The 21,677-nt window shown below is 46.9% G+C and carries 18 protein-coding genes; 6 read left to right on the top strand and 12 right to left on the bottom strand.

The features are described from left to right. Positions 1–18: 18 nt before the first annotated feature. The 4 genes from AC5ZC7_RS22050 to AC5ZC7_RS22035 all read right to left on the bottom strand — a co-directional run bounded on the left by AC5ZC7_RS22050 (position 19) and on the right by AC5ZC7_RS22035 (position 3,312). Positions 19–405 carry a DUF3037 domain-containing protein gene (locus tag AC5ZC7_RS22050; RefSeq protein ID WP_496158883.1) on the bottom strand — a complete coding sequence of 129 codons (387 nt, stop codon included), beginning with the start codon at positions 403–405 and terminating at the stop codon, positions 19–21. After that, positions 383–1,183, bottom strand: a complete 801-nt coding sequence (locus AC5ZC7_RS22045; RefSeq protein WP_496158884.1) for a HipA family kinase — start codon at positions 1,181–1,183, stop codon at positions 383–385. Before AC5ZC7_RS22045 ends, AC5ZC7_RS22050 begins: the two co-directional genes overlap by 23 nt. A gap of 81 nt (positions 1,184–1,264) precedes the next feature. Beyond that, on the bottom strand, positions 1,265–2,317 hold the full coding sequence (locus AC5ZC7_RS22040) for a DNA glycosylase AlkZ-like family protein (protein ID WP_496158885.1): 1,053 nt from the start codon (positions 2,315–2,317) through the stop codon (positions 1,265–1,267). Between the two features lie 53 nt (positions 2,318–2,370). Beyond that, positions 2,371–3,312: an HTH domain-containing protein gene (locus tag AC5ZC7_RS22035; RefSeq protein WP_496158886.1), complete on the bottom strand. Its 942-nt coding sequence runs from the start codon at positions 3,310–3,312 to the stop codon at positions 2,371–2,373. 111 nt (positions 3,313–3,423) lie between these two features. Here AC5ZC7_RS22035 and AC5ZC7_RS22030 point away from each other — a divergent pair, with 111 nt between their 5' ends. Both AC5ZC7_RS22030 and AC5ZC7_RS22025 read left to right on the top strand, forming a co-directional pair. Beyond that, entirely contained in the window at positions 3,424–4,386 is a 963-nt protein-coding gene (locus AC5ZC7_RS22030; RefSeq protein WP_496158887.1) for a hypothetical protein, read from the top strand. Between the two features lie 126 nt (positions 4,387–4,512). Continuing rightward, a complete protein-coding gene (locus tag AC5ZC7_RS22025; protein ID WP_496158888.1) occupies positions 4,513–5,493 on the top strand; it encodes a hypothetical protein in 981 nt (326 codons plus the stop codon). 96 nt (positions 5,494–5,589) lie between these two features. Here the strand turns inward: AC5ZC7_RS22025 and AC5ZC7_RS22020 are convergent, their stop codons facing one another. From AC5ZC7_RS22020 to AC5ZC7_RS21985, 8 genes are all read right to left on the bottom strand, one after another. Next, a complete protein-coding gene (locus tag AC5ZC7_RS22020; protein WP_496158889.1) occupies positions 5,590–6,441 on the bottom strand; it encodes an aldo/keto reductase in 852 nt (283 codons plus the stop codon). Positions 6,442–6,643: 202 nt separating this feature from the next. Next, positions 6,644–7,639, bottom strand: a complete 996-nt coding sequence (locus tag AC5ZC7_RS22015; RefSeq protein WP_496158890.1) for a hypothetical protein — start codon at positions 7,637–7,639, stop codon at positions 6,644–6,646. A gap of 96 nt (positions 7,640–7,735) precedes the next feature. After that, positions 7,736–9,556 (bottom strand): cytochrome c peroxidase, encoded by a 1,821-nt coding sequence (locus AC5ZC7_RS22010; protein ID WP_496158891.1) that lies wholly within the window; start codon positions 9,554–9,556, stop codon positions 7,736–7,738. Next, on the bottom strand, positions 9,543–11,111 hold the full coding sequence (locus tag AC5ZC7_RS22005; protein ID WP_496158892.1) for a metallophosphoesterase: 1,569 nt from the start codon (positions 11,109–11,111) through the stop codon (positions 9,543–9,545). Before AC5ZC7_RS22005 ends, AC5ZC7_RS22010 begins: the two co-directional genes overlap by 14 nt. A 10-nt stretch (positions 11,112–11,121) precedes the next feature. Beyond that, positions 11,122–12,207, bottom strand: a complete 1,086-nt coding sequence (locus tag AC5ZC7_RS22000) for a phytase (protein ID WP_496158893.1) — start codon at positions 12,205–12,207, stop codon at positions 11,122–11,124. Between the two features lie 5 nt (positions 12,208–12,212). Further along, positions 12,213–13,478: a hypothetical protein gene (locus AC5ZC7_RS21995; RefSeq protein WP_496158894.1), complete on the bottom strand. Its 1,266-nt coding sequence runs from the start codon at positions 13,476–13,478 to the stop codon at positions 12,213–12,215. A 23-nt stretch (positions 13,479–13,501) separates the two neighbouring features. Beyond that, positions 13,502–16,258, bottom strand: a complete 2,757-nt coding sequence (locus AC5ZC7_RS21990) for a TonB-dependent receptor domain-containing protein (RefSeq protein ID WP_496158895.1) — start codon at positions 16,256–16,258, stop codon at positions 13,502–13,504. A gap of 250 nt (positions 16,259–16,508) precedes the next feature. Continuing rightward, complete coding sequence (locus AC5ZC7_RS21985; protein ID WP_496158896.1) at positions 16,509–18,083, bottom strand: tetratricopeptide repeat protein; 1,575 nt, start codon at positions 18,081–18,083, stop codon at positions 16,509–16,511. Between the two features lie 179 nt (positions 18,084–18,262). Between AC5ZC7_RS21985 and AC5ZC7_RS21980 the strand changes: the two genes are divergently transcribed. The 4 genes from AC5ZC7_RS21980 to AC5ZC7_RS21965 all read left to right on the top strand — a co-directional run bounded on the left by AC5ZC7_RS21980 (position 18,263) and on the right by AC5ZC7_RS21965 (position 21,650). Further along, positions 18,263–19,036: a 3-keto-alpha-glucoside-1,2-lyase-like domain-containing protein gene (locus AC5ZC7_RS21980; protein WP_496158897.1), complete on the top strand. Its 774-nt coding sequence runs from the start codon at positions 18,263–18,265 to the stop codon at positions 19,034–19,036. A 150-nt stretch (positions 19,037–19,186) separates the two neighbouring features. Beyond that, entirely contained in the window at positions 19,187–19,696 is a 510-nt protein-coding gene (locus AC5ZC7_RS21975) for a hypothetical protein (protein WP_496158898.1), read from the top strand. Between the two features lie 94 nt (positions 19,697–19,790). After that, on the top strand, positions 19,791–20,393 hold the full coding sequence (locus AC5ZC7_RS21970) for an RNA polymerase sigma-70 factor (RefSeq protein ID WP_496158899.1): 603 nt from the start codon (positions 19,791–19,793) through the stop codon (positions 20,391–20,393). A gap of 96 nt (positions 20,394–20,489) precedes the next feature. Beyond that, positions 20,490–21,650: a FecR domain-containing protein gene (locus AC5ZC7_RS21965; RefSeq protein WP_496158900.1), complete on the top strand. Its 1,161-nt coding sequence runs from the start codon at positions 20,490–20,492 to the stop codon at positions 21,648–21,650. The last annotated feature ends 27 nt before the right edge of the window (positions 21,651–21,677 follow it).

Raw genomic sequence — 21,677 nt, 5'->3', positions numbered from 1 at the left:
TTTAAATATAAAATGAGCTTAGCCCACCAGTTGTTCCTGTAAGCGTGCCAGCGTAGCGGCGGCATCGCTGTTACAAAAGCCGGGATGTACTTTGGAGGTTTGTATGATACTGCTACGTGTAGCCGTGAGCCAGCGAAAACGCGCTGCCATATCCAGTTTGGCGATGGGACCTCCGGCTTTGCTGCCCTTGCTGATTTCTACAAATGCGTCCAGGTAAGGACGGATCGCAGGAATATCTATAGCGGGCGAAAAGGCGCGGAGTCGTTCTTCGTTCAGTGTATAAACAGCCTGAAGAAATTTCTGTTGTCTGCAATAAAGAATTACACCTACATTCAAAAATTCTTCCCGCTCTACACTTGGTACTACGCGTATCACGGCATATTCATATAAGTGCTTGTCTTGCATGTTGTGCTTCTTTTACAAAAATTTCGGAATGGCTGATCCGGGTAGTTAAAAATTCGAAATACACCTGCCGGCGTTGTTCCGGTGTTTCATCGGAATGGTCGGCCACCAGCCATTCATCCGGTATGATTTCCACAATAGCACGTATACGCGCCGGCGTTAGTAACGCACGGAAGGCGATATCGGTGCTTTCCAGTTCACTGGCCTGTGGCAGCAATACATGATCTTTTACCTGTACAAAAGGACGTAAGGCCTGTTCCTGCCAGTTGTGCCAGGAATGATGGAAGTAAAGGGAAGCGCCTGCATCTATCAACCACAATTCATTGCGCCACATCAGCATATTGGTATTGCGTGCGGTGCGGTCTACATTGGTGAGCAGGCAGTCGAGCCACACAATCCGGGATGCCAGGGTAGGAGCTACCGTGTTGACGGTGGGATCGTAGGTAGTGGCGCCGGAAAGGTAGTGCAGCGCCAGGTTGAGGCCTACACTCTTTTTCAGCAGGTCTTGTATTTCTTCGTCAGGTTCGGTACGACCAAAAGCTTCATCGAGGTTGGCAAACACCAGTTCGGGTACTTTTAAACCCAATACCCTGGCTATTTCGTCGCCAATTAATTCGGCAATCAATGCTTTTACGCCTTGCCCGGCACCCCGGAATTTCAGCGCATACAGAAACCCATCGTCGGCTTCGGCAATAGCGGGCAATGAACCGCCTTCCCGCAAGGGGGTTACGTAGCGGGTTACATTGACCGTTCTTAGCTGAAGTTGAATATCTTCTATCATCTAATATCTGGTTATTGTTTTCTATAATATGACTAGTTCCATCATCAAAGTACCAAATATCAGCCTTTTTTTGCAGTCGGCTTATGCGCTTCCCATGAAAGTCTTATATGCCTGTATGGCGGCGGCAATAGCTTTGTCGGCGTTTTTGGGCCGTTTGATGAGTTGCGTGTCTACTATCAGCTGCCGGCGTACTTCTTTGCGGCTCCAGGTGCCAGCGATTTGTCCGTTTACCACAATCACAGGTTTGAAAATGCCGTATCCTGCCTGTGCGTTTAATGCCGGGTTGAGGATATCGCTGCGATCTTTATAGGCTACGGTGTATTCGTCGTAGACCGGCAGTAACTGCACCGCAACGTGGGGGGAGGGAACTGCTTTAACGGCGGTGGGGAACCAATAGGCCTGACCGTTAGCTACTATATGGGTGAGCGCCTGTTTATTCAGGAGCAATCCTTTTTTGATATCTGTCATATTGAGTCCGCTCCACCACTGGAAATCATTGACGGTAGCGGGGCCGCGGCTGGAGAAATAGCGGAGCGTCAGGCGGGCGATGGCTTCGTCCCGGTCCAGTGGGGGCTGGGCCGGTGCCCTGTCGGATAGCAGGGCATAGGTAAATTGTTTGCCTTGCCGGGGACCGCTACAGATCAGCCCATCCAGTTCTGCATCCATCAGGAGAAAGCCGAGGCGGATATCATCGGTATTAATCCTGGCTTTTGTCAGCAAAGGTTTAAGCGCACTTCGTGTAAGAAAGGTGGCGTCGCTGAGGGCTTTGCCGATGATGGTTTTACTTTGCCGGAGATCTTTGTCTGAGATCCCCAGTTTAGTGTACAGGTTTTTATTGAATGCCTTTATTTTAGGAGCCGTCAGCTGCAGCATCCAGCCGATGTCCTGCGGCGATACAAAGTGCCAGGTGGGACGTAAAATGTGCGTGCGGAGAAAAAGACCGTTGTTGAAGTCTTTTTCAATAGTGGCATCTGTGCTACCCGGAATGCGGTTGCCAATACCCCATTTGGCGCCGGCATAATCCTGTGCCTGGATACATCCCATCCATTGCACCAGGTCGGCGGCACCGGTGAATTGGGTGCTCGCTATTTGCTGTTGTTGCAGGCGTATTTGCGCGATTTGCTGACTGTTCATGTCCCAAAATTACCGGTGGGATATGACAACAGTATGTCAGTTGCAAAACGGGGTCAGGAAACTTTGGCCAATATTTCCTTTACGCGGTCTTTTACCAGGGTTTTAAGCGATGCTGGTTCAATGATGGTGGCTTCATCCGCAAAAGTGATATACCAGCGGGAAAACGCCTGTATACACGGCGCCTGGAAATGCATGGTGGTTTGTTCGGCGTCTTGTGTTTCGCTCAGGAAGCCATAGTTAAATTTTTGCTCTACCAGGTAGCGGGCCAGGAAGTTTTTCACGGCGATGGTAACAGGGAAGGACCCATCATTCACCGGGGGACGCTGGGCCAGGTATTCGGGTAAGGTAAGGTGTGTTTGTTTGCTCGTTTTCCCGGTATCGCGGAGTGTTAATATCCGTTCTGTGCGGAAGGGATGGTATTTTTTCGACTTCGTACACCAGGCGATGGCATTCCAGGTACCGTTTTCATGATAGATGCCGATAGGCGTGATATCTCTTTCGTTGATGCCATCTTCTGTAGCATAATGAATGGTCAGTACAGATTTTTCCCCTATCGCTTTAATGATCTGTGGAAGAATGCCATTGAGCAGGTGATTATGTTCGGATACTTTGTCTTTTACCTCAATATTTTCTTCCATGTTCTCCATCACGGTTTTCTGTGTATGGCGCAACACTGCTTTTACTTTGAACATGGCGGCTTTGAATTGTTCGCTATTATACAGGTCGGCATGTTTTTCCAACAGTTTTTCTGCCATGAGAAAAGCAATCACTTCTTCTTCCGTAAACATCACCGGCGGAATGCGATACCCTTCCATAATAGAGTATCCCAGGCCTTTTTCTCCGATAATGGGTACGCCGGCCTGTTCAAGGGAACGGATGTCGCGGTAAATGGTACGCAGACTTACATCGAACCGATCGGCTATGTCCTGGGCCAGTACAATTTTTTTGGATTGAAGGTGGATAAGAATAGCAGTTAATCTATCGAAGCGATTCATGGGTAACAGTATATTTGCCTGCTAATTTACAGTTTTTCGGCAGATATGAATTTTAAATACATCGGGTTATCTTTGCTGGCGCCGTAAAACTCCGGCGAAGAAATATACGATATGAAACGTTTGTTTGTTATGTTATGTATGCAGGTGGGCCTGGTGGCTACCTGCCTCGGGCAGGTTCCTGCCGATGGATTGCAGAAAAAAAATATCAGTGACACTTTTTTGTTGCCCACGCATAGTTTATTACTGAAAGGCCCTTTTAATCCCCAGAACGCCCTGCAGCAACTATTTCCTGGCAAACATTACCGGTTGGTAGATGGGAAATATGTAAATGAGATGATTAACTGGGAATGTAAAACCTGCAAACCGAAGAAATATGAAGATGTGAATGAAGATGGCCTTGGAGGTTTCCCTTATGAAAACGGGGTTGCTACCCGCCTGCTGGGGGTGATGGATTTTAAAGATTCGTCCGGTATGCAGTACAAAGTGATCAGCTTTAACCATTCTGAATTTGATGAAGATGGCGCCCAGGTGTCCAGATTTACCGGTGGTTTGCTGGGGCTGGCTAAGTTTGTGCTCACGGACCAGGGTTGGAACCTGCGTATGTTTTCGCCGGCTATCAAAGCCTATGGCGCGTTTTCCAACTGCCCAACACCCAAGCCCTTGCTGATTGGAGTGGATCAATATGCTTTTATACTTAAACACAGCAACGGTGGTGCCGGTGGTCCCTATAATGGTGACTATTTCCTGATAGCCGGTATCAATGGTGGCTATCAACAGGTGATGGCTGCTTACGGTATTGAGTTAACAGACGGTGGAGAAGATGGTATGGTACCCTGTACCTGGACCAGCACCTACAGTGTGCCGGCCAGCGACAAAAAATATTTCCGGGATATTCTTATTACCATCACCGGAACCGCCAGTGCATCGGATAAGGATCATGTGCCCCAGGGAGTGGAAGTTTTTCTGAAAGGAAAGAAGTCCGTGCGTTTTGTGGAGGAAAGAAGGTATGTGTATAAGGGCGCCACTAAAGGATATGAATTACAATTGCCTACAAAGGTGAGCCAGGCGAATTAGCTTTTAGCCATTAGCTTTTAGCTTTTAGCAAAATGCAGCGGAGATGATGTTATATATTCTTCTCCGCTGCATTTTGCTAAAAGCTATTTTTACGCACCATAAAATCTTGGTTACGAAATATACCTTATGAAACGTTTCTTTGTTCTGTTATGTATGCAGGTGGGCCTGGTAGTTGCCTGCCTGGCACAGGCGCCTCAGGGCGATCTCCAGTTAAAGAATATCAGCGATACCTTTTTGCTACCCACCCGGAGCTTAATACTGAAAGGTGATTTTAATCCACAGGATGCACTACTGCAATTATTTCCGGGCAAGCATTACCGGTGGGTAGAAGATAAAGTGGTGAATGAGATGATTAACTGGAAATGTAAAACATGTAAGCCGAAGAAATACGAGGATGTGAATGGACCCGGAGAGAATGACGGGTTTCAGGATTTTCCCGAAACAGAAGGTATAGCTACCCGTCTGTTGAATGTAATGGATTTTAAAGATTCATCCGGCCTGCAATATAAAGTGATGAGCTTTAACCATTCTGTATTTGACAAAGAGGGTTTCCAGGGAACCCGTTTGGTGGGTGGTTTGTTGGGACTGGCTAAGTTTGTACTAACAGATCAGGGTTGGCATCTGCGTATGTTTACCCCAGTTATCAAGGCATACGGTGATTATTCCGCGTGCCCAACACCAGCGCCATTGCAGATCGGGGTAGATCAATATGCTTTTATGCTTAAACATAGCAGCGGTATGGGCGATGGTCCGTTTCATGAAACTTTTTTCCTGATCGCCGGCATCAATGGCGCCTATCAGCAGATAATGGCGGTGTATGATATTGAGCAGGCCGTAGATGAAGAAAGAAAGAAGGTGTCGTCTTTCTGGGCAAGTACCTACCAGGTACCACCCAGCGATAAAAGATATTTTCGGGATATTGTTGTTACCACCACAGGAACCGCCAACGCTGCAGATACAGGTGGTTTACCCAAAGGAGTGGATGTATTGTTGAAAGGAAAGAAAATAATACATTTTGTAATAGAACGAAGATTTGTATACAAAGGCCCTGCTAAAGGATATGAATTGCAAGGGCCGGCAATGGTGAGGTTAGCGTTTAGCCATTAGCTTTTAGCTTTTAGCAAAATGCAGCGGAGATGATGTTATATATTCTTCTTCGCTGCATTTTGCTAAAAGCTAAAAGCTAATGGCTAAAAGCTATTTCTATGCTGACAGCAGCGCGAAATCTTCTGCTGATAGTTCAATATTAACGGCTTTAAGGTTTTCAGCCAGGTGGTGAATGCTTTTGGTGCCTGGGATGAGCAGGATATTATCTGCACGTTTCAGCAACCATGCCAGCGCTATTTGTGCGGTGGTAGCATTGTATTTGGCGGCAATGTGGCTGATTTTTTCTTCCAGTGTTTGCGGACCGGCAGCCAGCGGGTACCAAGGAATGAAAGCGATGCCTTTTTGGGTGGTATAGTCCAGCACTGCTTCCCATTGACGGTTACCCAGGTTATAAAGATTTTGTACAGATACAATCGGCAGTACACTTTCTGCCCGTTGGATTTGCTCCACGTTTACTTCCGACAATCCCACGTGTTTTACTTTACCGGCTTTTACTGCGTCCGCTACTGCTCCTATGGTTTCTTCCACAGGTACGTTAGGATCTACCCGGTGTAATTGCCAGAGATCTATTTGCTCTACCTTCAGGTTTCTAAGGCTGTTATCTATTTCTTTGGTGATCCATGCCGGGGTGCCATCAGTACGCCATTCTTCCGGTTTGGAGCGGTGGAAGCCGCCTTTGGTGGCGATCACTAATCCTTTCTTATAAGGATGCAATGCATCTGCTATCAGTCGTTCGTTCAACTCAGGGCCATAAGCAGCGGCAGTGTCAATAAAGTTAACGCCGGCAGCGACTACCTGGTGTAATACTTTGATGGCGGCAGCACGGTCGGCTCCTTCTCCAAAAGCCAGGTCGCCGGACAGGCGCATGGCGCCATAGCCCATACGATTAATGTTCAGATCATTGCCTAAGCGAAAAGTATAAGTGGGTGATATTGTTGTTGTGTCCATTTTTTTAAATTTTAATGAACCAAAGGTAAGGGGATAGTCGCTCTCAAAAATTGTGAAAATAAAAGACCAACTTGTAGAAATCAAAGAATTGTTTTCCGGGCATAAAAAAGGCGGGTAGAAACCCGCCTTATACCAACTTCATGTATTTTACGATGAAAATCTGACTATAACTAGAAAGAGGTCTAAATGTAATGAAGGCCTGTCAGAGGGAGGTGGCGTACCAGGTGGCTGCCTGGTAAGTCATCACGTGTTCGCAATCCATCAGTTTATTGGCAATTTCCAGCAGGCCTTTCTGCAGGCCGCCAACGCCCGGGCGGAGCATGGGATTGATCAGTTTGTCGCCCCAGCCGATCTCCGCCAGTTTACCATCAAATTTTGTGAGGCCATCCAGGTAATCTTTTTGAGCCAGGAACCACAGTTCCTTGTTTTTTAATAAGGCGTTTTGGGCCACTTTCATATGCTCGTTGAAGTATTTGGTGCGGATCTGCTTTTCTTTGGCAGGATCAGCCCCGGTGTACTCACCCACCTGGATAACCGGCAGGGCCTGTAGTTCGGCAGCTTCCTTTTTATCCAGTACCTCATGTACACTCAAATCCGGTTTAGAAAGCTGGTTAAGATATTTGGTTTCCAGTTGTTGCTGAAAGGCTCCCATCTCCATGGCCAGCTTTTTCATTGCTTCCATTTCATTGCCTACGTTATGATTGACGTCAACGGGTTTCGTAGATGCTTTTACGTTATATTTCTTACTCCACTCCTTTAGGAATATTTCCTTCTCCTTGTCACTTTTAGCTTCAAATTCTTCGGCGAATTTTTCATCATTCTGCAGTTTGTCTGAAAGATCCCTCATGGCGCGTTGCATTTCGGGACTGCCGGCTACAAAGGAATTGCTTTGTTTGGCCATATCTACTGCAATATCCGCGCTTTCTGCCTTTGATGGCGGGGGAGCGCCCGCGTCAATTTTTGCAATGACTGCATTGATTTGCTCCTGGGCATGGTTATAAACATCCTGTTTGGTATTCACTGTTTTTTTCTGCTCACCGGCACTATGTGCCAGGTGATAGGCGGCTTCCAATGAAGCAGGCGGAGCTGGTAATTTGTCTGCCACTACTTGCACCAGCTTTAATTTAAGTGCTGTTTGCGCGGTTCCACCCAAACACGCGAAGCAGATCATACAACCGGTAAACAATATCTTTTTCATCTCGGGCAACATTTATTGTTTCCCAAAAGTAGGCGCCCGGAATCGTCCGGGTGTCAGTATTAACAAGGGCTCCCGAAATTCAGTAGTACTACGTAGTTACTGTGGTGTGTCGGTCAGCGCATGCAGGAAGGCAATAACATCCTGTATTTCCCCGGGTGTTAATCCCAGTGGAGTAGCGGATAAGGTTTGGTAGGAATCATGCAGCCCCAGTCCATTACCGCCGCCGGCATTGTAGAATGCCATGACTTTCTCCAGGTCAGCAAATACACCGTTGTGCATATAGGGAGCAGTCATAGCGCTGTTGCGCACGGTGGGCGTTTTAAATGCCCGTTGATAAAATTCAATAGGGAAAAATTCAAACCGGCCGGCATCTTTATCAGCTTGTGGATGTTGCAGGTCGTCATTTGCCGGCACTCCTAAGTTTTCAAATTCTGTACGTTGATAGTAAGGTGGGGTAAGACCATTGAACAGCGGTGCAAAATGACAGGTAGCACATTGTGCTTTACCCATGAATAAGTTGAAGCCATGGATTTGCGCGGCCGTCATAGCCTGTTTGTTGCCGGCAAAATAATCGTCCATGGCGCTGCGCATGGGTGAGAGTGTATGAAGGTAGGCCGCAATAGCGCTGGTGAGATGGGATAATGTAATGGCGCTGTCGGCAACGGCTTCGGGGAATGCTATCCTGAACGCCTGTACGTAGTGAGCGCTGTCGCGGAGCCGGCTGAGTACAACGGCATGTACACCATTCATCTCTTGCGGGTTACGGATCACATCGGCAATTTGCCGGGCGATATTATTTGCCCGGCCATCCCAGAACTGTGCATATTGGAATCCGCTGTAATAGAGGCTGGGTGCATTTCTGCGCACATAGCTTTTCCCATCTATTGCCAAACTGGTTTTTAAACCGTCTGTGAAATATTTAGCGGGTTGATGACAGGAAGCGCAACTGCGGCTATGATTGCCGGAAAGCGCTTTTTCAAAAAACAGTTGTTGTCCTAACGCTCTGCGTGCGGCGCTGTTGTTGCTGGTATCCTGGAATATGCCTGAACGCAGTGCATCTTTGGCGAACAAATTTTTGGCACTGTAGTTCAACGCGGTGCGTGTATGTTGGTCCAGTTGCAGGGAGGTAATCAGTTTGTTCAATTGTTCCTGTAGTGGTAAAGCGTAGTTGATCAGGAATTCCAGGCGGTTGAACGTATCAAAATCCGGATGTTGCTGTAAGTATTGTATGCATCCGGTGAGGTATTTTTTTACGGGTAGGTTTTCGGGAGATGGGGTACCGAGCCAGGGCTGTAGCAGGGCGTGGATCGTTTGCATCGATTGTGCCGTTTCGGTGATACCGCTTTTTAATTCAGGCGCATCGTAACCGGTGATGCCATTTGCGTATAGGCGTACCAGTTCGATACGTATACTTTCCATAATGGCTTTGTCGGTGGTATGAAACTGGTACAACAGCGCAGGGAGATCGGCGGCAGAGGAGCTGATCACGGCGGCCTGCTGTGATAATTCGTTTTTGTGTAACAGGGGATCTTTGTTGTACAGCAATACGGCTATTTGCTGTAAGCCGGCAGGAGCCTGGTATTCCATGTACGGCTCATCTATTTCTGTTTTCGCGGGCTGGTTATATACCAAGGAAGAACTGAAGAAGTAGTAGTCGAGAAAAAATTCTATTCGTTTGTATTGTTGCCGGCATTTGCGGAGCGCGGCTTTGGCGTTGTGGAGACTATTGGGTTGTGCATCCAGTGCGTTGATGGCCTGTTCCATTTCCAGGGAGGCGGCCGCAAAGCCAGCGGCGCCTTCCCTGAAAATGGCGATGGTATTGGCCTCACCGCGGTTATCATCGGTTTGTTTGAGCCCCAGGGTACTGATAATAACGCTGGAGGCAAACAGTAGCCAGATGAGCTTATTTCGATACATGTACGATGAAGGTATCTTTTACATGATTAAACGCGTCGGTAACAGTATATTTAGTGACAGCTGCACTGGGTGTTACGGTGATGCTTCTGCCGGTATCGGTACCATTGTTCCATTTGTAGGTACCTACAAAGGAAGCGGTTAAGGTAGCCGATTGTCCTTTTTTAATATGGATATCCGTTTGACGGTTTACATTTTTTAAGATGGTAAACTGATCACGGATGGAGCCATCTGCGCAAATCCATTTCAGGTCCAGGCGGGTATCCTGTATTTCCAGCAAGCTGGAGCCGCCATGGTCGGCATCTGCAAAGTACATGGCTTTGTGTGGGTAAGTAGTTTGTTTACCGCCCAGTTTGCCGGCAGAGCCACTGACTACATATACGGTGCCTTTGTTGTGGATACTATCTTTGATATAAGGCGCCGCATTATTGCCACCGTCATAGCGTCCGGAAGAGCTGCTGACATTATGTTTTGCCGGATCAAAAGAATTGGCGGGGCCATAATGTCCCTGTATCAGCCTGGTTCTTTCGTAATCGTGGCTATGTCCGTTCAATACCAGGTCTACGCCGTTACGTTCCAGTACCTGGATGAAGTTTTCGCGGATATGTACCAACTCATCTTCTTCATCGGAGTTGTGGGAACCCATAGTATAAGGAGGGTGGTGCCAGAAGGCAATGACCCAGCCTTTGTTTTGATTGGCCGCCAGGTCTTTCTTTATCCAGGTTACCTGTGGACCGGCGGTATCGTAGAGGCGGTAGGCGCTGTCTTCTTTACCGTAGCTGTCGAGCGACAGGAAATGGATATTGCCGATATCGAAAGAATAGAACGACTGGGTATGCGAAGGCACGCCGCCTGCTTCTCCTTCGGTGGGCATAGAGAAGTTCTGGTAGTAGGTGGTTTGGTGCGTCATCTGGGCCTGTTGCGCTGAAACATCCGTATCATGGTAGTCGTGATTGCCGGGTGCCGGGAACAGGGGTGATTTTTTCAGCAGGTCATCTTTGTATACGTTAAAGAACTTGCTTTGGTATTCCGCGTCTGTGCCATCGGGGTAAGCATTATCTCCCAATAATATCCATGCATTCAGGTAGTTGTTACCGAGATATTTCAGCAGCTGTTCTTTTACCTGGCGTTGGTTTACGGAGTTGTCGCCGCAGTCGCCGAGGGCGGCAATGCGATACAAACCGGTGGCGCCGGGAGCGGGGAGTGTCTGGAAGTAATTATTGGCATCTCCCTGTAACACATCTTTATAACCGCCAATACTGTAGTAGTAGCGGGTATTAGGTTGCAGGTGGGTGAGTTTCACTTTATGTTCGGTCACCAGGTTGATGTCGTCGGTTTGTTGGTCGAGTTTATCGGGAGAAGTACCGTATTTGACGCGGCTTCTGGCAGATACATCGGTGCGCCACCTGATCAGGATGCTTTCGCTGCTGGCGGCTTGTAAATAGGGGCCACGCAGCAGGGCAGGCGTTAGCGTTGCTTTTTTAACCGGTGCTTCCTGTGCCTGTGTCGTGGTATACGCGAACAGCAATAGCATGGAAGCCAGGACAGTAGATTTCATATAGCGGGCATTATTTTTTTGTTGGCGCAAGTTCCAGTTGCTTCCCTGCAATGTCTTCCCAGCGATAATAGTGGAAGGTTTTGTCGTCACTCATCACTACAAACAACCCATGGCGGAAAGTATCGTTTAACGGCACATTTACTACATCGGAACCATCACTGTGGCTGGCGGCTACCTGCACTACTTTCAGCAGTGTATGCTTTGTTCCTTCCCGGCTGAAGATATGGAATTTATTGGCACCCTGGTCAGATACCAGCAGGTATCCTTTCTTCCGGCCGGTTTTATAAATAGAAATGCCCTCATGGTCTTCCGTAAACCCGGTGGTTCCGAAGAGTGATAATTCTTCATTACCTTTTTCCGGGTCGGCATAATATTGTCTTACACCATGTTGTTCATCTGAATAGTAAATATAACCCGCTTCGTTATCTACTGCAATAGATTCAATTTCTTTTTTACCACTATACTGTCCAAATTTGCGAACCAGGGTAGCTTTCACTTGTCCGGCGCCATTATCGGTCAGCAGGTATTGCCATAAGTAAGAACCGTCCTGTGGGCCGGTTTTGCGGCCTACGATGGCATAGTGTGCTCCTTTTTTGCTGGTATACACCGCAATTCCCATTAAGTCGCGGTACTGTTTGCCGGTTTCTCCTTCAAATACGGGAATACCGCCGCCGTCAATGGGTTGCATATCAGGCAGGGAGAAGAAGCGGATTTTATGCGTGATACGTTCGGTGGTAACGGCGTAGTCTACACGCTTTCCGTTGAGTAAGAGGCCATAGGCAATGTCCACATTGTTAGGACGTTGCAGGCCGGATACCACCTGTTTTATTTTGCCTTGCAGGTCAAACACGTATAGGGCGCCTTCCGCCGATTTATCAGTACCCACTACCAGGCTCCGGGCCGGATTAGCCGGATTTACCCAGATGGCCGGATCGTCAGAATCAAATTGTACCGGAGCGGTGATGATGGCAGGTTGAATGATGCCGCTGGTATCGGCCGGATTGTTTTGTTTAGTGGACCTGGCAGCGCCCGCACAGGCAAGAAAGCACAGCAGTCCGGGGACTGCTGTGAATAAAGCTATATTTCGTTTAATCATGGATGTTAGTTTTTAGCGGAAAACGCGCCAATCGTAGAAGAAGGATCCGGAGAGGGGTAAGGATATTTTTCCATGCCCACGCCGTTAGGGAAGTTGCGTACAAAGCTGGTAGTACCTGCGCCAATAGCAGGTGACCCGGCCTGTAACCGGAAGTTCCAGGAGGGATTGAAAGTGGCGTTATTCATCGCGGTATTGAGCGGGTAATTCACGAATTTAGGATCATTCTCTCCTGCTTTGGTACCGATGACATCGTTTTTACCGGCTATTATTTCTTTAGAGGGCTGGAACTGGTCAACAGTAGCCTGGTCAAATCCGTAGTAGAGATTGTTGCTGATCACAGAGCGGTTATCCTCCAGTTTTTTGGTATCTCTCTTAATACCAAAACGTGTGTTGGCAAACAAATTATTATGCAATTCCACAAATACAGCCGCTTCCACCCAGATAGAACCGCCTTTCACAGTAGGTCTTCTCCAACCAGTATTGAGGATGGTATTGTTGTAAGCGATCACATGTGCCTGCGGCGTACGTTCGCCGGCGTTAGACAGCTTCAGCGCGTTGGTATTGGTGGCATAAAACAAGTTGAATGCCACGTCCGCAATACAACCGGATTTGATGTTAATCCCTTCTCCACCAGTGATACCGGTAGTGTAAAACTGGTTATTGGAGAAGATAATTTTTCCGCCTTCAATATAGGTACAGTCTTCATTGAAATTCCTGAAAATGGAATTGTTGACCACCAGTTTCCCTTTCACATTGCTATACCATAAGGCTGGCAGGTTTTCGCCGCTGGTAGCTTTGTACAGGCCCATTTTCACAGAAGTAGAAGATTCTGTGGTAGTAGATCCGCCATATTCCAGGATGGCATTATCCAGCAACAGTTCTGCACAGCTGGGTGCAGCGAGAATGCCTCCCCATTGTTTACCGAATTTGTTGGCTGCTGTACGTGCATTTTCGTGGATGGTAAATGTTACCGGGCTGCCTGGTTTTCCCATGGCATAGAGGTTACCTTTTACAATCACTTCCGGTTTGGCGAGGGTATCCATGATAATGGTGACGCCTTCTTCAATGATCAATGTTTTACCTTCCGGGATAATGATATCGCCGGTAACACGCAGGGTGCTGAATTTAGACCATACACCGGATACTTCTCCATGGATACCAGTGGTATCAACAGGTTTCTCGGTAAGGTCTACGTAGAGGTTAGCCTTTTTACAACTACTCACGAGCGCTATGAGGAATGCCGTGTAGCAAAGTGTTTGTATAAACTTCATGACGATTAATATTTTGAAGACGTTTATAATTTGTAGCGTACGCCGAGCAGGTAAGTTTGTTTGTAATACTCTTTCCTGATCAGTGTTTCGTTGGCATTATTTTGTCCGGGAATATCCTGGTTTTCTTTGTTTACTCCTTTGATAAAGATGGTGGTGGGAGTGTTCAGCAGGTTACCCGCTTTAGCGAACACGCTGAAGTGATTGCGGAACTTTTTCTCCACGGAAATATCCATCTGGATAAATCCTTTCTGCCAATAATCGTTATCCACAAACTGGGATACCACACTAATACGGGGACCGGTGTAAGCACCTGCCAGTTGTGCATCCCAACCATGTTGTGTGTCTTTGTACAACAAGGAGAGGTTGGCAATATGTGCCGACTGACCATACAGTGGTCTTGTTTGATCCACTTTACCGGTTGTCTGATTGCCTTTATCATCTGTGTAGCGGTAACTTTTGGGTGTAGTGATACTGGAATTGGTATAGGTATAATTGGCTTTGAAGCCTATTTTATGGAAGAATTTGATGTAATCTATTTCCAGTCCGTAGTTACGTGCTGTACCAAAGTTACCCGGTGTATAGTATTGATCCTGTCCGCGCACGGTATCAGCTACGATGGTGTTTTCAATTGGATTCTGGATTCTTTTATAGAATACGCCCACGAGTAACTGATCGGTATGGTTGGGGAATAATTCGTAGCGCAGATCCAGGTTGTCGGCGATAGCGCGTTTCAGGTCCGGGTTACCGCGTTCGGTATAGTCTTCGTTCACAATAGGGCCAGGCACCAGTTCAAAGAAGCCCGGGCGGTTTAAGGAACGGAAGTAGGATGCACGGATGTTCTGATGGGAAGTTAATTCATATTTCAGGTTCAGGCTGGGCAATACATCTGTATAAACCTGGTTGCCGGTAGGACGTTTTTCACCTTTAGGGAACAGCATATGATAACCCTGATCAGTATGTTCTACGCGTACACCGCCGGTTACTTCCAAATCAGCGGCCTTGAACTTAAACATGCCGTAACCGGCTGTTGTTTTTTCAGAAGCGTCATAGGTCAATGCGTTGTCAACGGCACCGGTAGCCTTTTCTATATTCCATTGAATGTCTGTGTAGGAATGGAAGTCTTTGCCATATACGGCGGCCAGGTTGGTAGGCAGGAATTTATAGTTGTTATAGAAACTACTTCTTTGTTTGTCGCGGTATAAGCCTCCGGCAGAAAAATCCACTTTGGTACCGGCAATTTTTGCGGTGTAGGTCAGGTTGGCATAACCGGCGATATCGTTATCTGTATTACGTTCCCAGCGACGCATGCTTTGTGATACTGTGGTACGTGCTTCCTGGAAGTTAGTACGCTGGCCATACACATCGATGGTGGTATTGTCGGGCACTTCGTTTAATGCAGTAGAGATCACAGCAGACCAATCCAGTTTTAATTTACCCGGAACGATCTTGTGTTCACCATGCAGGGTGGAGTTATAGATTTTTTGATCTATTTTCCGGGACCGGCTTTGATAAGTCAGTTGTGCGTTGCCATTTTCCGGCTCAAATCCGTTACCTACGTTGGTAGTGATCCCTTCCCGCGTCTGGAAGCTTAACAGGTTCATATAAGCATTGTAGAGCGACAGCTTATTATTATCATTGATGGCATAATCTATTTTGGCGTGTACCCCGCTGCGTTGCTGTTGTTCGCTGTACTGGCGTTCGCGCATGCTGGAAATTTTCTGGTATTTGTCTATTCCAACATTGGACGCCTCATAAAACGTGCTGGTGGTACCGCGGTAGTTGTTCTGGAAGCTACCAGCTACGATTACCCCCAGTTTATTATGAAAAAAGCGCTGACCTACAGACAGTCCTGCTACCAGGTTGGGTGCAAAGTTTTTAGGTTGGTAGTTCAGGGTGCCGGTGGCAAAGTCGGCAGGGGAGGCATTGTAGTCTTTGCCATGTATTTCATAAGGAGATTTGCTTTTGATACCGCTGGCATCGAAGCGGGTATATCCCTTATCCAGTAACATCTGGCTATAGCCTGTAGCTATATTGGCATTCAGCGATAGTTGGTTAGGGGCATCTTTCATCACCATATTTACCACACCGCCAACGGCATCGCCTTCCATGTTAGGGGTTAAAGATTTGTATACTTCCAGGCGGTCCAGCAGTTCGGACGGGAAGATGTCCAGGGGTACATAGCGGTATTTGTTGTCCGGGCTGGGGATTTTCACGCCGTTGATCAGGGTATAGTTATATCTTTTGTCCATACCGCGGAGAATGGCATATTGTCCGTCGCCATTGCTGCTACGTTCAATAGACACACCGGATACGCGCTGAATAACGTTGGCAACGGTGAGATCGGGCGATACTTCTATGGCGGCGCCGGATACTACGTTCATTACCTGTACGGATTTTTGTTCCAGTTTGCGGGCCGTTTTTTCTGAAGACGCTTTGGTGGTGGCAGATACCACTACTTCGCTGAGGCCTTTGCTGCTGCGTTCACTGAGATAAATAGTAATGTGTGGATTGTCTTTTTCCACTACGGTTACTGATTGGGAAAGCGTTTTGTAGGTAAGGTGGGAAATAACGAGGGTGAATTTGCCGGGTGTTACCTTTTTGAATTCGAAGGAACCATCCAGGCCGGTGAGGGCCACCAGTTTTGTTTGTTCCAGTATAACGGTAACGCCTACCAGCGGTTCCCCTGTTTTCTGATCGTAAACATGTCCTTTCAGGCCATCGGCTTTAACGATGGTGGCGCTGAGCAACAGACATAGCAACGTTGTTAAAAGTGTCTTCATTTGTAATGAATTTGATACCGTTTGTGTTGTTCGTAAATGGTATCGCAAATGTGATCTGTTGAGAAAAAAATTACAAGAAACGGCCGTAAGCAAAACGTAAACAGCGTTAACACGGGCGTAAACAAAGCGTAATCAGCGTATACAAATGGATGGTAAGTAGCTGATAATTAACTGTTTATTTGTAACATGATTCGCCATTACCATATTGTTAAGGGAATTACGAATTACGAATTACGGATTCGTAATTCTTTCAGAGTCCATGGACAAATGTTGTCAACGTATCGCCTTCGGGGATGTTTAATTTTTTCCGGAGACGGTACCTGGCAACGCGTAAACTATCGGGTGAAATACCGAGAATGGTAGCCATATCTTTGGAGTCCATATTCATTTTATGGAGTGCCAGTAATTTGATATCGTTGGTGGTGAGGTCGCTGTAAAGTGCGTTGAGTTTGTCGAAGAATACCTGGTGTACCTGTTCAAAGATGCCGGTGAATTCTTTCCATTGTTTTTCGTGGTTAACGGTTTGATTTATTTTCAGCACCAGTTGCTGCAGTTGTTTTTTCTGGTCTCTTTTATCATCCTGTACCAGTTGGGAGAGGCTGTTCCTTAGTTCGTCGAGGAATTGGTTACGCTGGATAACATCGAGGGTATGGGTAGCGAGTTGTTTACTTTTCAGTTCCAGCTGGTCTTTTTGTACCCGGTTGATTTCCGCATTTTTTTCTTTCTCAGCCTGGGCCTGGCTGATTTTCAGTTTTTGCCGGGAGATGGTGAGCAGGCAAAGGATGACGAGTAATACCACCACTATCACGATAGCGGTGTAGATGATGCGGTTTATTTGGTGGCTGTTTTCCAGCTGTTTAATTTCATCATTCTTTTTATTGGTATCATAAATGATCTGGAGGAAGTTCATCTGTTGGTTATTTTGGGCAGAATAGATTTCCGCTAGGCATTTGCGGCTTTGCTCCATATAATAATAGGCGCTATCGTTTTGTCCTAACAGGTTAAATGTTTTGGCGATATCTTTTCCGGCGGCGGCTTCCTGGTATTTGTTGTTGGTGCGTTGTGCAATGTCCAGGGCTTCTTTGGAGAAGGGCATGCTGTGTTTATAGTCGCCTGTTTTCCTTAATACGTCTCCTATATTATTGATGATTTCTATTCCGGCGCTGCGTTCGTGGTGCAGTTCGTACAGGCGGAGGGCATTCTGGAAGTAGTAGAGGGCGCTGTCGTATTTCTCCAGGTCTTCATGAATAGTGCCCAGGTTTTCGTAGATGCCGGCCATACCAAAGGTATCGCGGATGGCCTGGTATTGCCTGAGGGCGAGTTGCTGGAAGAAAAAGGCGCTATCGTATTGTTGTTGTTTTTCGTAGTGGTGACCGATATAACCGTAGGTGGCGGCCATACCGGCTTTATCGTTCACCGCGCGGTACAGTGCAAAGGCCTTATCATATTGCACTTTGGCTGCTTTCTTATTGATGTTGCGGTAGTAAAGCTGGCCCATGTCGTTCATGGTAGCGGCTTCATCTGCCTGTTGATGGCTGACTGAAAACAGGGTAGCAGCTTCCTGGTAATATTCGAGCGATTTGGCGTAGTGGCCGAGGGTAAAGCAGATGCGACCCATTTGTTGCAGGCATTTGCCCGCAGCGGCGTTGTTATGGGCAGCTGCGGCCTGGTCATGCATTTTGCGAAGTGCAAGGAAAGCCGCATCGGGCGACTGCTGGCTTAGTTTTGCGGCTGCCTGCAATTGCATTTGCAGGGAATCCTGCGCGGAGGCCGAAAAGATAAATAAGCATAGCACAATGAACTGAAAAACCCCTTTCTTTTTCATGACAGCACAGAACAATTAAGCATAAACAATCCGCAAAGAACCCATTTTAGTGTTAACTGTATGTTACCAAATGACGCTCCGCCGACATAAAAATGCTTGCGTCCCTATCGGATTTTATATATTATTGTGCTATCGGTTACTTTATTGAACCCACATTTAATTCCAGTTAAACACTCATTATGAAAAGAAAATTCTTATTTACGATGCTTTTAGCGGGTGGATTTTGTGCCGCTCAAGCGCAGGAGAAAGCAAAGCCTGAAGATACAGAAGTATATACACCCGTACCACCGGAAGTTATTCCGGCTAAAAAGCCTGGTGCACCGCCTTCCGATGCCATCGTATTATTTGACGGCACCAACCTGGATCAGTGGGTAATGGCCGACGACCGCGACAAGCCCGCAGAATGGCTGGTAGGAAAAGGTGTCTTTACTGTAAATAAGAAAGTAGGTAACATAGAAACCAAAAAGACCTTCACCAATTACCAGTTGCACATCGAATGGCGTGTACCTTCCAATATTACCGGTACCGGCCAGGCCCGCGGTAACAGCGGTATTTTCCTCGCCTCCCTCGGTAAGGGTGATGCCGGTTACGAATTGCAGGTATTGGATTCTTATAAGAATAAAACATATACGAACGGACAGGCAGCCAGTATCTATAAACAATATGTACCGCTGGCTAATCCCACCCTGCAACCTGGCGAGTGGAATACCTATGATGTAGTTTGGAATGCACCGGTGTTTGGTGCAGATGGTGCCGTAGTGAAACCAGCCAAAGTAACCGTGTTCTTTAACGGCGTAGTAGTGCAAAATGATGTGGAACTGAAAGGACCTACACAATATATCGGTCAGGCAGCTTACGGTCAGGCACATGGCGCTTGCCCTATTAAATTGCAGGCACACGGTGATAAGAGCGAGCCGCTGAGCTTCCGGAATATTTGGGTGAGAGAGTTGTAGTTGTAAATTGATTTTATATAGGCGAAGACTGAAGTGTTTTATAAACGCTTCGGTCTTTGCTTTTTTAGTTAGGGATAATGGCGAGTGTGCTTTGTTTTAGTACCGTTTTTATGGTAATAGTGTATTATTATATGCCAAAACTTTATTGAAATGAAAGCAAAAAAGAAAAAAAAAGAAGCCCTCTCACCGGACAATATTTATCCGCACGGTCTTTCTGCCGCCGAAAAAGCAGCAGCAGACAAAGAGTTTGTGGCCTTGCGAATGGAGATGCTGAATAATCGTACAAAGAAGGATCGTTTAAGGGATAATTTGATGCAATTGAGATTCCAGATACTGGATGTAATAGAGGCCCGGGAATACCAGGAGGAATTACATTTCGGTTATTTTCTTGCTGCCTATATCCGTATCCTGGAAAAGACGCAAAAAGAATTTTCAGCTGAAATCAGTGTGGATGCCACCCGTTTAAGCAGAATTATCCATCAGAAGGAATTCCCTAATGATGAATTATTTATTAGACTTGAATTACATTCTGACGACAACATCCCCGCATTTTACTGGTTCATGCTGGCAGAGAAAGAAAAAAGTTATAATATCCGAACGAACAAAGCCTTAAGAAAGCAGGAACAAAAAAATGTACATAAGACAGTTGCGGAGATGTAACATCTCCCCCAAAAATTATTTCCCCTTATTTCCCCTTTTTTTTTAATTTTAGTCTGATCTACGTTATGTAATACTATTCCACTTATCCTGTTTCATGGAGCATGTAACCGATGAACAAAGATTGCTGCAAATGGCTGCTGCCGGGCATGAAGAAGCGTTTACGCGCCTTTTTCACAGCCATAAGCATAAGTTATATAGCTTCCTCCTCCGTTTAACCAATTCACCGGAAATGTCGGAAGATGTAATCCAGGATGTCTTTTTGAAATTGTGGAAGGATCGTCAGCAGTTGGTGAATATTGAACAGTTTGGTGGCTATATTTACCGCATGGCCCAGCACCAGGTATTGAATGCGTTCCGGCGGATGGCCAGGGAAACGCTGATCCTGGCGGAAATGAATAAGAGCGGTCATGTAGCACCCGCCAATGCAGAAGATAATTTAAGTGTACAGGAGGTGAGAGCGCGACTGCAACAGGCATTGGATAAATTGCCTCCCAAACAAAAGCTGGTATATACCCTTAGCCGGGACCAGGGATTAAAGCACGATGAAATTGCCCGGCACCTCAATATTTCCCCGGCTACTGTTAATAATCATATGATTGCTGCCCTGCGCACCATCCGGGAGCAGCTCGGTATACATCTACACTCCGCTACTGGCGCCTCTTGCGTGCTGCTCGCCCTGGCTGCCTTCCAAAAATAAAAATATTTTCTTCCGGACTAGTTATATCTCCTTTCCCGTTTGTCTATAATAAGATAGATACCGTGGAGCGGATGTTGATTAACGTAAATAACCAGGATGCTGTCAGCAAGAATTAAATACCTCGTTGAAAGATATTTTAACGATACCGCTACTACTGCCGAAAGAGAAGAATTAGCGGTGTGGATAGACACCACTGCCACACAAGATCAGCTCGAAGAAGCGTTGGGAGACGCCTGGGAGCAGCATGTACCACTGGCAGAGATGCCGGCCGACATGTCCGATCGTATTGAAAAGGCATTATTTAATATCGTTCCGGAAAAACAGCCGGCGCGTATTATCCGTTACGGCTGGTGGGCAGCGGCGAGTGTATTGTTGCTGGGCGCGGGCACCTGGTGGGCATTGCGTTATACCAAGCCCGTTACACCCATGATCGCCAGTAAACAAGCCCGGTATAAAAATGAAGTAGCCCCCGGCGGCAACAAAGCCACGCTTACGCTGGCAGATGGCAGCGTTATCACCCTGGACAGTGCCGGCAACGGCTTGCTGGCACAACAGGGCAATATTAAAATAGTAAAGCAGCGCAATGGAGAGCTGGCCTATGAAGGCAACGGCAACGGAGAACAGCTATACAACAAAATGGTAACACCACGCGGAGGACAATACCGCCTCACACTACCGGATGGAACCATTGCATGGCTCAACGCCGCTTCCTCTATTTCCTTTCCGGCTGCTTTTTCCGGCAGCAACAGAACCGTAAATATTACCGGAGAAGTATATTTCGAAGTAGCCGCCGATGCGCATCATCCATTTGTAGTAAATACCGGCACAGTGGATATCACCGTGCTGGGTACACGATTCAACGTTAATGCCTATGGGCAGCTGCCTGCTATCAGCACTACCTTGTTGGATGGGGCGGTAAAGGTGAGCAGTGCCAGTGTGAATACAATCCTGAAGCCCGGACAACAGGCACAGGTAAATAATCATGGCGCATTAACCGTGGTAAACAATGTAGATACCGATGAAATTATAGCCTGGAAAAATGGTTTCTTCCAGTTTACCGATGCAGATATGCCTACCGTGATGCAGCAAATCGCACTATGGTATGATGTAACCGTGAATTATGAAGGAGCCATCCCGAAAAGGAGCTTTGGTGGCGGTATACAACGCTCATTGCCTTTGTCGGAAGTATTAAGTATCCTGGAAGCCAACGATGTTAAATTTAAAATAGAGGGGAAAAATATTACAGTACTAAAGTAAAAACCACGTTTCATTTTTTTAATGCAG

The sequence above is a fragment of the Chitinophaga sp. 9-1-y genome, from assembly GCF_059511905.2.
The sequence above is the reverse complement of the archived record's forward strand: the minus strand, read 5'-3'. Positions and strand labels throughout refer to the sequence as shown.